Source organism: Muricoccus pecuniae, assembly GCF_014199205.1.
Classification (GTDB): Bacteria; Pseudomonadota; Alphaproteobacteria; order Acetobacterales; family Acetobacteraceae; genus Roseomonas; species Roseomonas pecuniae.
Map to the genome: position 1 here is coordinate 27,184 of NZ_JACIJD010000028.1, position 13,907 is coordinate 41,090.

13 protein-coding genes and 2 pseudogenes are annotated in these 13,907 nt (G+C 66.9%); 6 read left to right on the forward strand and 9 right to left on the reverse strand.

Going from position 1 to position 13,907, the window contains the following annotated elements:
• Positions 1–268: 268 nt before the first annotated feature.
• Positions 269–841, reverse strand: a complete 573-nt coding sequence (locus FHS87_RS20410) for a hypothetical protein (RefSeq protein WP_184521171.1) — start codon at positions 839–841, stop codon at positions 269–271.
• Between the two features lie 434 nt (positions 842–1,275).
• Here FHS87_RS20410 and FHS87_RS20415 point away from each other — a divergent pair, with 434 nt between their 5' ends.
• The 3 genes from FHS87_RS20415 to FHS87_RS20425 all read left to right on the forward strand — a co-directional run bounded on the left by FHS87_RS20415 (position 1,276) and on the right by FHS87_RS20425 (position 2,488).
• Complete coding sequence (locus FHS87_RS20415) at positions 1,276–1,530, forward strand: hypothetical protein (protein WP_184521172.1); 255 nt, start codon at positions 1,276–1,278, stop codon at positions 1,528–1,530.
• A gap of 148 nt (positions 1,531–1,678) precedes the next feature.
• Positions 1,679–1,906 (forward strand): hypothetical protein, encoded by a 228-nt coding sequence (locus FHS87_RS20420; RefSeq protein ID WP_184521173.1) that lies wholly within the window; start codon positions 1,679–1,681, stop codon positions 1,904–1,906.
• Positions 1,907–1,915: 9 nt separating this feature from the next.
• Positions 1,916–2,488 (forward strand): Fic/DOC family protein, encoded by a 573-nt coding sequence (locus FHS87_RS20425; RefSeq protein WP_184521174.1) that lies wholly within the window; start codon positions 1,916–1,918, stop codon positions 2,486–2,488.
• Positions 2,489–2,892: 404 nt separating this feature from the next.
• Here FHS87_RS20425 and FHS87_RS20430 read toward each other — a convergent pair whose 3' ends face one another.
• Both FHS87_RS20430 and FHS87_RS20435 read right to left on the reverse strand, forming a co-directional pair.
• A complete protein-coding gene (locus FHS87_RS20430; RefSeq protein WP_184521175.1) occupies positions 2,893–4,482 on the reverse strand; it encodes an EAL domain-containing protein in 1,590 nt (529 codons plus the stop codon).
• A 561-nt stretch (positions 4,483–5,043) separates the two neighbouring features.
• On the reverse strand, positions 5,044–6,765 hold the full coding sequence (locus FHS87_RS20435; RefSeq protein WP_184521176.1) for a methyl-accepting chemotaxis protein: 1,722 nt from the start codon (positions 6,763–6,765) through the stop codon (positions 5,044–5,046).
• Between the two features lie 449 nt (positions 6,766–7,214).
• Between FHS87_RS20435 and FHS87_RS24690 the strand changes: the two genes are divergently transcribed.
• Positions 7,215–7,556, forward strand: coding sequence for a ClpX C4-type zinc finger protein (locus FHS87_RS24690; RefSeq protein ID WP_184521177.1), 342 nt, complete (start codon positions 7,215–7,217; stop codon positions 7,554–7,556).
• A gap of 201 nt (positions 7,557–7,757) precedes the next feature.
• On the opposite strand, the gene FHS87_RS20445 is transcribed toward FHS87_RS24690, so the two are convergent.
• Complete coding sequence (locus tag FHS87_RS20445; RefSeq protein WP_184521178.1) at positions 7,758–7,925, reverse strand: RidA family protein; 168 nt, start codon at positions 7,923–7,925, stop codon at positions 7,758–7,760.
• Positions 7,926–7,988: 63 nt separating this feature from the next.
• Here FHS87_RS20445 and FHS87_RS20450 point away from each other — a divergent pair.
• Positions 7,989–8,382: pseudogene (locus tag FHS87_RS20450) on the forward strand (IS110 family transposase); the annotation flags it as partial.
• A gap of 92 nt (positions 8,383–8,474) precedes the next feature.
• Here FHS87_RS20450 and FHS87_RS20455 read toward each other — a convergent pair.
• From FHS87_RS20455 to FHS87_RS24335, 5 genes and pseudogenes are all read right to left on the reverse strand, one after another.
• A pseudogene (locus FHS87_RS20455) lies at positions 8,475–9,215 on the reverse strand (IS481 family transposase); the annotation flags it as partial.
• Positions 9,216–9,304: 89 nt separating this feature from the next.
• Positions 9,305–9,583, reverse strand: a complete 279-nt coding sequence (locus FHS87_RS20460; protein WP_184521179.1) for a hypothetical protein — start codon at positions 9,581–9,583, stop codon at positions 9,305–9,307.
• Entirely contained in the window at positions 9,580–11,064 is a 1,485-nt protein-coding gene (locus FHS87_RS20465) for a methyl-accepting chemotaxis protein (RefSeq protein ID WP_184521180.1), read from the reverse strand. The genes FHS87_RS20460 and FHS87_RS20465 overlap by 4 nt, the downstream gene beginning before the upstream one ends.
• Positions 11,046–11,324, reverse strand: a complete 279-nt coding sequence (locus tag FHS87_RS20470; RefSeq protein ID WP_184521181.1) for a hypothetical protein — start codon at positions 11,322–11,324, stop codon at positions 11,046–11,048. The genes FHS87_RS20465 and FHS87_RS20470 overlap by 19 nt, the downstream gene beginning before the upstream one ends.
• A 28-nt stretch (positions 11,325–11,352) precedes the next feature.
• Positions 11,353–12,720 carry a methyl-accepting chemotaxis protein gene (locus FHS87_RS24335; protein ID WP_184521182.1) on the reverse strand — a complete coding sequence of 456 codons (1,368 nt, stop codon included), beginning with the start codon at positions 12,718–12,720 and terminating at the stop codon, positions 11,353–11,355.
• Between the two features lie 330 nt (positions 12,721–13,050).
• Here FHS87_RS24335 and FHS87_RS20480 point away from each other — a divergent pair.
• Positions 13,051–13,907 (forward strand): HAMP domain-containing protein (locus FHS87_RS20480; protein WP_184521183.1); only part of this gene is annotated, 857 nt, incomplete at its 3' end.

Genomic DNA, 13,907 nt, shown 5'->3' on the forward strand with positions numbered 1-13,907 from the left:
TTCGTGCCAGCGGGAGGCTAGCGAATTCCGCAGTCCGGGCGAGGCCCCATACGGGTGAGGCACGGAGCACGGGGAGGTTGCAAAATACCGAAAGTTGCATTGCGGTCCGGCTCCGAAGGGGCGGAGACGGGCGATGCTACCGACCGTGGTGGAGCGCATACAAGATGCAATTGAGGCCATGGCCGGTCAGAAGGGCAGGCAATTCCTTAACTCTGCCGTGAGGAACAAAACCGGACTCGTAAGAATGGTCAGAAAAGAGAGACGTGTTTCAGCCACCGCGCCGAGGCAGGGCAGCGGCCAAGGGCGGTGGCAGTCCAGTCCCGGCGTTGCGCCCGCCCACCCCGAACAAGTCCTCGTTACCGAGCGGGACCGGCCAGAAACACTCCATTTGGCCCTCCTCGCCGCGGAGCGCGAGGAACACGACCCGCGTCACCTCGCCGCCCTCGCCCGTCTCCACGGCGAGGCGACACATCAGGCCGTCCGCGCCGACGGCGTCCCCGAGGGCCAGGGCGAGCTGCTGCGCCTCGCTCCCCTGCTGGCGGAGCGTGCGCTTGGAGGGCTCCTCCGCGTCGCCCCGGAAGAAGCGCACCGGCACGCCATCGATGAGGAAAACGAAGTGGTGCGTGTGATCCAGCACGCCGAGCCAGCGGTAGCGCCCGCCCTCGGCCGCTTGGCGGAGGCGGTTGCGCGAGAAGGAGTAGGCGCGGCAGCCGACGGACCAGGCGTCGTCGCCGGCCCAAGGGTCGGCCATGGCAACGGCGTCGGTGCGGCCACGGGCCAGCAGGCGCGCGCAGGCCGAGAGGCGCTCCTCCGTCAGCGCGGGGTGCAGGTCCCAGGGCATCCGCTGCCCACCTCCTGTCGTGGCGTCCTCTGGCTCTTCCATGCCCGCGCAGTATCGGCTCCGTCGGCCTCGCGTCCAAGCCGCCTCTGGGCGTCCCCCCCTGCTTCGGGGGGCCGCGTCCTACTCGCGGCCGCCGGCCGCTCCCGGAGCCATGCCGGGCATGTCTCCGCCCTGCGGGTGACGGCCGCTGACGCGGGACATTGGCCGCGGACGCGGCCTGGACAGGGGAACCACGGGGCTCTGCCCCGGAGGTTCCCCTCGGCATGCCGGCTACAGCACGGCAAGACCCCTCGCTCGCATGGCCTGCAAGGCCACGCTCTCTCCAGGGCCCGGCCGCGTCCGCCCGCATGCCACCCCTCCTTCCCCGGTCTCGCGACGGGCAGGGAAGCAGCGGGGCTGCTTCCCTGCTGGTCAGCGCAAGAAAGGCGAGCACCATGTCGTTCATCGGCCGCACTAGCATCCTCCGCCCGAACGGCGTTACCCCTCTGTTGGACGAGGACATCCATCGCGTGGCGCCCTCAGCCTTTGCCGGGGAGGCGCACGAGAGCCGGAGCGCGCGCTACACCTACATCCCCACCGCCGACGCGATCCGCGGCCTGCGCGACGCCGGGTTCCTGCCGATGGCGGCGTTGAACCCCCGCCACATCCTCGCCCATGGCTCCTCACCTCAGCGGTTTTTGCAACTGTGAGCGTAGGATCGTGGCCTGGAGGGCTTGACCCTTCATGCAACTGACCCTGTGTCATGGCCCTGATGTGTCGGGCTTCCAGGTGGTGCCCGCCAGCACGCCTCCGTCGATCTGCTCTACGCCTGACGGTCAGGGGTGCTACATTCAATGCATGCCGAAGCGCCCCGCCCCATCCCAGAGCTCCGCCTTCGTCCTCGGCCGCGCCGCCTTCGACCGCATCTCCGCTGTCGAGGGCCTCTGCCGCGACGCAGCCTCGGAGGCCATGTTCGCCGACTTCGACCGCTGCAGCCTCGACGCCGAGGAACGCCGCCAAGCGATCCGCGCCCGGCACGGCGCGAGGGTCGCGGCCACTTCCGCACGGCGCCGCACAGGGGGCTGACGCGGGGGCGTGTACGACGCCGTCGAGGACCCTTACTGCTATCCGGGCACGACGGTCCTGTGGAACCGGGCGGGGCTGACGGACCAAGTCGCCCTCGACGCCTACGAACTCGACATGACCACGCAGCGGGCCTCCGAGCCCCTACCCCCAGGTCGCCTCGGTGTCCGGCACTACATGGCTATCCACCGCCATCTCTTCGGCGACGTCTACTCGTGGGCCGGTAGGCGAAGGACGGTGCGGATCTCCAAGGACGGCAACGCCTTTGCCTATCCCGAGAACATCGACCGCGAAATGGTGCGCCTCTTCGGCTGGCTGGGCGAGCGCCGGTGCCTACGGGGTCTGCCGGCTGCCGACTTCGCGCGCGATGCCGCCCACTTGCTCGCCGAGCTGAACGCGATCCACCCCTTTCGCGAGGGGAACGGGCGCACGAGCCTTGCTTTCCTCGCGTTGCTCGCCGCACGGGCAGGACACCCGCTGGGCGTGGAGCGGCTGGAGCCGAATCAAATGCTCCGGGCGGCGATCGAGAGCTTTCATGGCAAGAATGCCCGACTCGAGGCACTGATTGCGCGCCTGATCGCCTGAGGAGGACGGGCGCCTTCAGGCACCTCGAAGGCGATCAGCACCGCATCCTGGCCACTCGCCCGCTTGGTGGCCAGCTCGCTGAGCAGACCGCCGACGGCTACCGCGTCCTGATCGCTCGACAGGTCCTTGAGGGCCGGCGCCATGGCAGCCATCATCTCTCCCAACTCCTTTTCACGCTCATCTTGCAGAAAGGCGAAAGGCACGCGCTGGAAGTTCGTAAGGCTATTCTGGCCTCCGCTGCTTGCGAGAGAGTTACATACGGAGTAGCCGCACCAACAGCCCGGACACACGACCGCGCCTCACTGCACAGTCGTTAGCAGATACAGTTTTTACTTGCATTTATGGGGGATCCACACACGGAGCGGTTCACTCTGGACTGCGTGCCGACGTCTGTGAGCACAGTGTCAGGCCCAGACTTCACGGTCCGCGCTTCCGCGAGGCGCGGTGTGGACAGGCCGGGGGAGAGGCCCGGGCCTGCCATAGAACCAGCCCTGGCCAAACTGGATGCCCAGTGCGCGCATTGCGGCCGCGTCGGCCTCGGTTTCGATCCGCTCAGCTATGACCTTCGCGCCGACCGCAGTTGAGAGGTCCACCATGGAAGCGATGAAGGCCCGGTCGCGCTCGGACCGTACGGCGTTGGAGACGTAGAGCCCGTCCACCTTCACCCAGTCTACCCGGAATGCGCGGAGGTAACGGAAGGCCGCGGCGCCGGCCCCGAAATCGTCGAGGCAGAGACTGACCCCGCGCTCTCGTAGCATGTCCAGGGTGCGGATCGCCTCCGCCTCGTCCTCAATCTCGGCCGACTCTGTGATTTCGACCATTAGCCGCCGGGCGGTCATTGACGCGCTGTCCAGCAAGGCGACGACGTCGGCTCGGAAGGCGGGGTTCTGGACGGAGAGGCCCGAGAGGTTCACCGCCACCTGGGTGCCCGGCGAGGATGCGAGCGCCTCTAGCACCCGTTCGGTGACAGCAAAGTCGAGCGCCTCGGTCATACCTACCGCCTCGGTACAACGGACGAAGCCGTCGGTGCTGCTCAGCGTGTCGGGCAGTTCGGCTGGGGGGCGAAGCAGGGCTTCGTGATGGTGGACGGCGCGGGTCGTCAGGTCGGCGATGGGCTGAAAGACGAGCTGAAACCGGCGGGCGGAAATGGCGCGACGCACCGCCGAGGCATCGGAGGCGAGCCGGGCGACGAGGCCACCAAGGCCGGCCGGCGCTCCCGCAGTATCAACCCCCGAGACGCCGTCGCGGGAGAAGGCGGCGAGCGCGTGGCGCAGGGCACGCGTGGCCTGCATGAGAGTCAAGCCTTCCGCCTCCAAGGCCACGGCGCGGGTGGCGACGGGACCTGGTAGCCCATGTGACGCAAGTGTCGCCTCGGCGGCACGGGCTAGGGCGTTGAGGGCGTCCTCCCCGCTGGTTAGGAGGCCGAAGCGGCCGGGGGCTACCTCGCCTGCGTGGCCAAGATCCTCCATGAGCGCCATGCGCAGGCCAGGGGTGCGGGCAAGGACCACGTCAGAGCCGCGAGGCAACTCAATCAGGCCGAGAGTTCCACGCATGCCGTCGCGCAGCCGCATCTCGGCCAGGCAGGCAAGGGACTCCGGGCTGATTGGGCGGTCGACGGGCGGTGGGCCGGGGCGCGGTCCAAAGGTAAGGAAGAGTCGCTCTCCCGGGCCGGGTGGGGCGAGGCCGGCCACTGTCACTTCGCAGCGCTGGGCATCGTTCAGGCGCAGAATGACAGGCGCCAGGCGACCCAACGCGGAAAGGGTGCCGAGGCCGAGAGCAAGGGCGGCCTGATCCTCCGGTGCGACCAGCACCTGAACCGAGCGGCCGAGAAACGCTTCAGGCGCCTCGCCGAACCGGGTACGGAAGGTACCGGCAGCGAAGGTGATACATCCCTCCGCGTTTACCTCCACCAGGAGGTCGGCGGCCGCAAAGGCGAAGGCAAGAAAACGATCGCGCAGGTCGCGTATCTTGCCAGCAGGCTCGCCCGCGGTCATGCCGGGCACCCCGTCTCGAAGGAAGGGTCAAGCCCAGTATCGCTCCCGTGATTTTGGGCGAGCTTTGCTGGAAGCATAGGTACCGGGCTTTCTGCGGTCAGCCGTACCTGAAAGCTGAGGTGTATCCTCGCTATGCATGCCCGCAGTGGACGGGAATGCAAAACGGGGCTCAGGCGCTTCTCGCCCAGAGCACGCGTATGCTGCATAACGAACTGGCCTCGATGGTCCTGATACCGACAATCCACGATGAAGATTTCGCATCCGTTTATCGTGTCTACTGGAGTGCTTTCCAGCAAACCGGATAGGTCTCTCGGGCTTCATCCTAGGTCCTCGAGGGCACGCCACCTGTCCGGTCCATATACAGCGCGCTCCATTGGTATTGCGGAAACGGAGGAGGTCTCGCACTCAGGTGAGAGGAGACCGCCGTTCCGGAAAGAGCGGCCCATGGAAGAGCGCGTCGCAGTACACCTCCAATCTGCGCTGCCACCCAAGAGCCGCTATATGCCGCTCGCGAGACTCGAAGGACTTCCTAGAGAGAAGCCACCCCCAAGGTGGCCTAGGTCACGCTGATTTCTTGCCCATACTCGTGCCCGTGTCGCGCAGTCGCACGATCAGCCCGCTGAGTTCGGCGCGCAGCGCCCTACCCTGGTGGGCGACGTCGTCAGCACCCGCGCGCAGGCTACCCAGTGCGCCCGTGGTCTCGCCAACCCCGATTGTGAGGCTGCCCACCTGTGCCGACACCTCGTTGGTGCCGGCTGCCGCCTCGCTCACGTTGCGGGCGATCTCGCGCGTCGCCGCGCCCTGCTCCTCCACCGCTGCTGCAATCGCGGCAGCGATCTCGCTCGACTGCCCCACGGTGGCGCCGATGCCCCGGATCGCTTCCACCGCCAAGGCGGTTGCGCCCTGCATCTCGGTGATCTGCCGCCCGATCTCCTCCGTCGCCTTCGCCGTCTGGCTGGCCAGGATTTTCACCTCCGAGGCCACCACGGCGAAGCCCTTGCCTGCATCACCGGCCCGCGCCGCCTCGATGGTCGCGTTCAAGGCCAGCAGGTTGGTCTGCCCGGCGATGTCGCTGATCAGCCGTACCACCTCACCGATACGCTGAGCGCCCTCAGCCAGCAGGCGGACCGTGCCGTCCGTCGCGCGCGCTTCCTCGGCGGCGCGGCGGGCCACCTGGGCCGCCTCCGTTACTTGGCGGGAGATCTCGGCGACCGAGGCCGCCATCTCCTCGGCTGCGGCGGCTACTGTTTGGACGTTGGTGCTCGCCTGCATGGCGCCGGCCTCGGCGGCGGTGGCTTGGTGGGCCGTGCGGTCGGCAATGCCGGCGATGCTGTCGGTCGAGGCCTGCAGCGTGGTCGCAGCGGTGGAGAGGGTATTGGCAACACCGCCCACGGTGCGCTCCAGTTCGGCCGCCATGGCGCGCTGCGTCGCCGCGCGCTCCTCCCGCGCCCGGCGGTCGAGCTCCTCGCGTTCCTGCGCCGCATAGGCGAATTTGGCGCGTGTCGCCCGCATCAGGGAGGCTAGGCGCCAGAACTCCGGCGCGGACGGCGTTTCAACCGCACGGCCGAACTCGCCAGCGGCAATGGCCGAGAGGTGCGTCTCTAAATCGTGCACCGGCCGACGTACGGCGGCGAGCGTGAGCCATCCCAGAACCGCGGCGGCGGTGGCGGCGCACAGTGCGACTGCTGCAGATAAGGTGCCGCTTGCCGGCACACCGGTGAACGAGACCCAGCCGGCCGTGAGGGCCGGTGAGAGGGCAGCTATGCCCACCGTGGCAGCGAGCCGACCGGTGACACCCGCCGCCGCGGTGGCCAAGCGGGCGCGCCAGCCGGTGGCGATGAGCTCGCCGTCACGCAGACCAATGCCGCGCGCCTGGCCGGTGCGGATCTTGGCATAGGCCTCGTCGGCCGCTGCAACCGACGCCCGCTCCGGCTTGAAGCGGATGGAGACGAAGCCGGTGACCTGGCCGTTCTCGACCACCGGCGTGACGTTGGCGCGCACCCAGTAGTAGTCGCCGGACTTGGTACGGTTCTTTACCAGCCCTTCCCAAGGGCGGCCGCCCTTGATCGTGGCCCAGAGGTCCTTGAACGCCTCCTGCGGCATGTGCGGGTGGCGGACGAGGTTATGCGGTGCGCCAGTCAACTCCTCCGTCAGAAAGCCGCTGACATCCACGAAAGCCTTGTTGCAAAACTGGATGCGACCACCAGTGTCGGTTCGTGAAACGAGGAGCTCCCCGTCAGGAAGCGACACCTCGCGGTTGGTAATCGGTCCGTTGTCGCGCATCGATCTGCTACCCACTAACCTTCTGAAGCAGGCAGTTTCATGTGTAAACCGTAAAGAACATTTAAAGCTCAAGGTAACTTCGGGCTGGGGCACCAGGGAGTAACTGCGGCTCTCATTGCTGATAACCTTTGAACGATATTTGAGCCGCTGCCGCAGAACCGGTCAAAGCTGAACCGCGCGGGCTGAGTACGCCAAGTTGCGCGAGCTAAACATTATCCGTTTCATGCTGGGGGCCAGCATACATTCACACAGAGATGTAAACCAAAGTATAGGCTGCCGGGCAAAACTTGCTGTAGATGTTTCAGGATAATACGTTTCTTAAGGGTAGACGTAGCTACACCGGGTGTTGCTGGAGTTGTTAAGCGGATCTGGATCTTGCATCCGGGCCGCCTTGCATTTGGGCCTGCCAAGTTTTATGTGGCTGCCAACTTGATCTTGACAGGTGCATCATGCGCAGGACGTTGCATTGCTCCTTCTGCGGCAAGTCGGAGGCCGAGATCGAGAAGCTAGCTGCCGGGCCGGGCGGCGTTCATATCTGCAATGAGTGCGTGGCAGTGTGCGACGTGATCATGCGAACGGACAGCGTTGGTCCGAGCTGTGCATTCGATCCGGGAACCTGGCCGCAGGAGCGACTGATAGCTTTGCTTGGCCCTCTTAACGCCACAGCCGTGACGCATCGAGAACACCTTCAACGTGTTGTTGATGCGCTTCGGTCGCAGGAGGTTAGTTGGTCCGCGATCGGCCAAGCTCTGGGCGTCTCGGGGCAAATGGCATGGGAGCGGTTCGGCTGACGGAATGTTCTCCGCCCAGCGCTGACCCTGGCCGAGATCCTCAGTCAGATGTTCATGTGGAGCGGGGTGGCTCGCTCCACACGAACATTTGGCCCAACCAGGAGCATGGGATCAGCGGCCGCGCATTTCTTTCCTTTCTACGGGCGGTACGCGAGGTGAAGTTGCCAACCCGCGGCTCACTGCTTCTAAGCTGATCGGCTATCAAGGGGATGCGCGCGACAGCTTTGATCTCAAGGCGAAGCCCGCAAGCAACATCACGCCCACCGCGGTCCAGTTGGGATAGGGTAACGCGCCAATCGCCCAGTCGCGTACGACCATCCCCGTCTCAAACTGCTTTCCCAGGTCGGTGTGGAAGGTGGTCACGTCCACCACGTCGTCGGAAGCTGGCGCCGGCTACCTCCAGCACGGCATTGAGCCGGTCGGAGGCGAGCTGAACCTGCTTGGCAAGCCGTGCGCGGGCGTGGGCCGTTGCGGGCCTTCTACCAACGCGTCTTAGCCCGGCGGGGCACCCACATCGCTGCCGTGGCGGTCGCCAAGAAGCTGGCCGTCATCGTCTGGCACATGCAGAGCAAGGCGGAGGACTACGCGAGGGTCAGGCCTGCGCTGCACGCCAAGAAGCTGCGCGACCTCGAACTGCGCTCAGGATAGCCGGAGCGGCGCGGACAACGTGGCTCCGCCCGCGAGTACAACCTGACGCGCACCCGGCAGGAGGAGAAGCGCCGGGCCGAGCAGGCGGAGGTCGCGTACCGGCGCCCGACCGAGGGCTGAACCAAAGCGAGAGCGGCGGGTGCCCACGGTTGCCGCTACGGAGGCGCGACTGTCGTAGGCGGCGCGGCGGGGCTTGCACCTCCAGGCCCCACTCTGTGCCACGCGGTCACCCGTGACCTGGAGAAACATAGCATCGGAACCAAGAAAAGGCTGTTCAATCTCATCCGTGGTCCAGGGATGGTAAGGCTTGATGAGGCGATGTTCGATATCGTTCTCGTGGCAGACCCGGTCGAAGATGTGGCCCATCCATCGTGCTGTTGAGCCGTCGCGGTACTTCGGCATGTCGGCGAAGGCCATGCCGTTGTCGGTCAGGACGGTATGGATGGCTTCGGGGAAAACATCGACGACCTCGCGTAGAAAAGCGGCGCCGTTCATCTTTGTGTTGGCATCCAGAAAGGCGACGTGGGTGAACTTGAACACCTTGTCGATGGCCAGGAACATGAAGAGTCTGCCGTCCGCCCGGCGCAGTCCGCAGACGTCGATGTGAAGGTAGCCGATTGTGGTCTCGGCGAAGCGCTTCCGCTTCGAGGCCATCTCCTCGTTCTCGGGCAGGCGAGGGATGCCAAGGCGAGCGAGGCAGCGGTGGAGAGCATTGCGGGACAGGGCCGGAATGGTCTCCCGCAGGCAGCCCAGGACATCGTCCAGCGGTAGGAGGGTGCGACGCCGGAACTCCACGACGATCGCCTCCTCAGCCTCGGTCAGAACGGTGCTGCGGGGCCGGGCGGGATCCATCGGGGCATCAGCCGTGCTGGCTCGCCCCCGCCACTTCGCCATTGTCTTGGGGTTCAGCCCGTAGCGGGCGGCCAGGGCGCGGCAGCCCTCTTGCGACGCTTGGAGCTCGGCTCGAACATGCGGCGTCGTTGGGGCTGAACCGTGAAGACCGCCTGCCATAGGGCATCCTCCCCCTCGCGGGTGAAAGATGCACCACTACTCCCCGGGACTACACAGCAAGTGACATCAAGAATCGCGAAGCATCATCGTCAGCCAAGCTGACGCGAATGGTTATCCCATGCACAAATCTGAACATAGAACCGGCTCAGATAATGAGCGAGTTTCGTCAATGCTTCCTTTGCTTGATCCGGAGGCAAAGTCAGCAGCTTCGGAATATCAAGCGCTCGCAATTGCCGAGCCTTGTCCACTTCTCCGAGCTGTTCCAGCAGCAAGGCTACAGTTTCGAAATCCTGGTTGAGGTTAGCCGCAACAGTGGCGAACTCCACCAGATGAGCGACCGGCTTGCTGTGTTGCATGTCGCTGCTCATGCCGAGCGTACTCCGTTGAGGAATTTGTCTACCTGGCTGCGCAGCTGCTCCGCCCGCTGCGCCAGCTCGCCTGAAGCCGATCGCACCTGGGCGGCCGCCACCCCCGTGCGCTCCGCCCCCTCCGTGACACCCGCCGTGTGCCGCGACACGTCCTGGGTACCGGCAGCCGCCTCGGCCACGGCCCGGCCAATCTCGCGGGTCGCGCAGGCCTGCTCCTCGGCCGCTGCGGCGACCTGGGTGGCGATGCTGTTCATCTGCCCGATCGTGCGCACAATGCCGTCGATCGCCGACACTGCCTGCCTAGTCTCCTCCTGCATGGCCGCGATCTGGCTGCCGATCTGCTCCGTCGCCTTGGCAGCCTGGGCGGCCAGGGCTTTCACCTCGGAGGCGACCACCGCGAAACCCCGCCCCGCTTCGCCGGCGCGCGCTGCCTCGATCGTTGCGTTCAGTGCCAGGAGATTGGTCTGGCCCGCGATGTCACTGATCAGCTTGACAACGTCGCCAACGCTACGGGCCGTTTCCGAGAGCCCTTGCACCGCCCTATCCGTCCGCTGGGCAGCCTCCACCGCCTGCCGGGCTACAGCAGCCGAGCTCGTAACCTGCAGCGATACCTCGGCAATTGAGGCAGCCAGTTCCTCGGTCGAGGCCGCGACCGTCTGCACGTTCGCGCTTGCCTGCTCCGAGGCCGCCGCCACTGAAGTCGCGCGCCCCACCCCGTCCTGAGCGGTCGTAGCCATTTCCTCCGCCGTCGTATCTAGCTTGGTGGCGGCTGCCGCTACCTTGCGCAGAACCTCGGCCGCCTCGGCTTCGAAAGTGTGAACCAAACCTGTGAGCCGAACGGCACGCTGTTCCTTCTCGGTCTGGATCTCGGCTTGAGCAGCCAGTTGCTCCTCCGCCCGAAGAGCGGCCAGGCGCACCGTTTCTGTCCCGGCGCGTTCCGCCTCGACGAGAGCGCTGGCGGCGCGGTGGACCAGCCAGCCGAGTGCGGCAGCCTCAAAGACGACGATCATGGCGTGCAGCACGGCCCGGTCCAGGGCGCCGCCGCCGGGGAACACGGCCGCCGGCAGGGCGTAGTTCAGGATCAGGTGGTGCAGGGCAATGGCCACCGTGCCCGCCAGCACGGCGCCGAGATCGAGAAGCACGGCCGTGACGGCCAGCACCGCGTAGAAGTGCATGTGCGCGTCGGCCTGCCAGGGGTGACCCATCAGCTGCTCTACCAGCAGGCCGGGCATGAGGCACAGGGCCGTGGCGACGGTCGCGCGGGTGGCGGGTTTGCCCGGGAGCAGCAGGTGCGTGAACACGGCGGTGGCAGCAATGCCTGCCCAGAGAACAAAGGGTAACAGCAGAGAACCGTCGAACAGCCATCCAGTGAGTGCCAGGGCCGGGCCGTGCAGGAGGACGATGCCAACGATGACGCGTTCCGCGGACGCGCGCAGGTGGGCAAGCCGCGTGGCACCAGAGACTAGAGCAGTGGGGAGCATGGAGCATTTCCTTTCCAACGAAGGCCAGCGCCGAAGACGGAGCGGATCTGGGCCGCATCGCCCCGCAGCACGGCAAAGCCGGGCGCTGGCAAGTCAACCAGGGCAATGTCGGCCATGTCGGGCGCGTCCAGGGCGCCGGAGAAGCCGGAAGGTCCGAGCCGCACCAGCATAAGACCATCACCGCTCGGCAGGAGGCGGCTCCCCGTGATGGCGATGGTTGCTACCAGGGACATTGCCAGGGCGGGGAGGAGGTCGCGCATCGGCGTGCCGGACTGCTTGCCAGCGCCCCTAAGCGGCCCGCACCTCTGCCAGGAAGCCGTCAACCACGTGGCGCAGGATCCCGGACTGCGCGGAAAGGTCCTGCGCCGTGCCAACCAGCTCGCCCGCGATCCTTGAGGCTCCAGCCGCGTCCGAGTGGATGCCCTCCATCAGCGCCGTCACGCGCTCATTCCCCGCAGCGGCGTGCTCCACGCTGCGCGCGATCTCCACCGTCGCGGCACCCTGCTCCTCGACCGCGGCGGCGATCCCCATCATGACACCGCTGATGTCACCGATCTGGCGCGAGATGCCGCCGATCGCCTCGACTGCCTGCTCCGTCGCCGTTCGGATGGCATCGATCTGCCCGCTGATCTCGCCCGTCGCCCTTGTGGTCTGGGCAGCGAGCGCCTTCACCTCGGAGGCCACCACGGCGAAGCCCTTGCCGTGCTCGCCGGCCCGCGCCGCCTCGATGGTAGCGTTGAGCGCCAGCAGGTTCGTCTGCCCCGCGATGTCGCCGATCAGATGCACCACCTCGCCGATCCGTCCCGCGTTGGCCGCCAGCGCCTGCACCACGAGATCCGTGTCCCGCGCCTGCTTCGCTGCCTGCTCCGCCATGAGGGAGGACTGGCCCATCCGCCGCGTGATCTCACCGATGGAGGCGGTCAGCTCCGCTGCCGCTGCCGCCACGGTCTGCACATCGCCGCTTGCCGCCTGGGCCGCGGCGGCGGCGGAGGCCGATCCCTCGGTGGTGCGCGCCGCCACCTCGGCCATGGGCCGCGCCGCGCCCTCCATCAGCTGCGAGGACGCGGCCACGCCCTGCACCACCCCGCCGATCTTGATCTCGAAGGCCTGCGCCAACTGGTCCAGCGTTGCGCGGCGGGAGGCCCGCTCGGCCGCCACATAGGTCTCGAGCAGCACCTCAAGGTCGAGCCACGCAGCCCGGTTCAGCGCCGCGGCCAGTGCCCCGCGGCTCCGTGCCGCCCGTTGTCCACGGCCGAGCAGGGTCAGCAAAGGGTTTGCCGGCGGCGGTGCATCCAGCCCGAGGTCGCGGCAGATCGCGGCACCCACGTTGGAGTGACAAAGGGCCACCGCATAGCTCGGCACACCGCGCTCATAGAAGGCTTTGGCCAGCCGCTCGGCCGATTCCATGAAGCCCTCACCCAGCTCGCCCGAGATCACGCGCTGCCAATGGGCCACGCGGACCTGGTGCACCTCGGGATCCATCAGGGCTGCCTGGATCTCCGGCCAGCCGGCAAACGCCGGGTGCAGCTCGGTGATCAGAGAAGGAAGGCGATCCCGTGCGAAGCCGGACTGGCTTCTCAGTAGCAGAAGGTCCCTCTCCGTGATGCCGAAAGCGGCGAAGCGCCTGCTCTGCTGAGGGTCTAGGCTGGAAGCCATGAGCATCTCCAACGGGTGCCGTTCCGAAATCAGCAGCCTTGCGCAGGCGAGCGGCGACACTCGATCCCAAGGCACCGTTGTACTAATGTTCCGACCATTACCGCTCCGTTGACGCCAAACGATTGTCGACCTCCGAATCCAAAGTGGCCGTGCTGGAGCCTCGACTGCCCGCATCGTTCACGGAGGCTGGTAGTGGGCGCGGTCCGTCGACATTTTCACAATCTAGTGACTATTCGGAACGACTATGGTGCGGGGCCCGACACGGGCCGACCCGCCCAGCAGCCGTCGCGCCCTCATGAAGGAGCGGCCGCATCGGAGCACCGACGCCGAATGAACCGCTTCCTCGACAACGTCCCCATCGCCCGCAAGGTGATGCTGGCTCTTGCCCTCATGACCGCTTCGGCCCTGGGTGCCGCCTGGTTCGCCGTAGCCAGCCTGTCGGCTACTGACGCCCGGTACAGCGCCCTCCTCGAGCGCGAGGCCAAGGCCGCGACCTGGATGGCCCGGACCAACAGCTCGATCATCGACGCCGGCCGGCTGCTCAACCGCATGATCGCCGAGCCCGAGGCCGAGCAGATGCGCGCCATCCAGCGCGAGATGCAGGGCGTGCGGCGGCAGGTGAACGAGCGCTTGGCCGAGGCTGCGAAGGTGCTCCCGTCCATCGCACGCGATGCCGAGGCGGTGGGTTCCGCCTTCCGCCGCGCCGTGGAGACCGCAGCCGAGGCTGAGGCGGCGACGTTGGTGGACGACAACGCTCGCGCGCTGCGCGTCATGGCCGAGCGCTACGACCCGGCCGCTATGGAGGCGCGCCGCCTCTCGCTCGAGCTGATCGAGCGGGTGGACAGCATGGCGCAGCGCGCCTCCGACGACGCCACTGCCGACACCAACGTCGCTTGGTGGACCACCCTGGCCGCCTCCGTCCTGGGCGCCGCCATTTCGGTCGGCTTGGCGCTTTGGATGGTGCAGTCCAGCGTTTCTCGCCCGATCGGGCGCATTGCCGAGCGCATGCGTTTGCTGGCCGGTGGCGAGAAGGAGAGCCCGGTACCCGGCGCCGGCCGGCGCGACGAGGTGGGCCAGATGGCCGAGGCGGTCGAGGGCTTCCGCCTGGCTGCGATCGAGCAGGAGCGCATGGCGACCGCGAATGCCGCGGAGGCGGCTGCCAAGCTCGCCCGCGCCGAGCGGGTGGA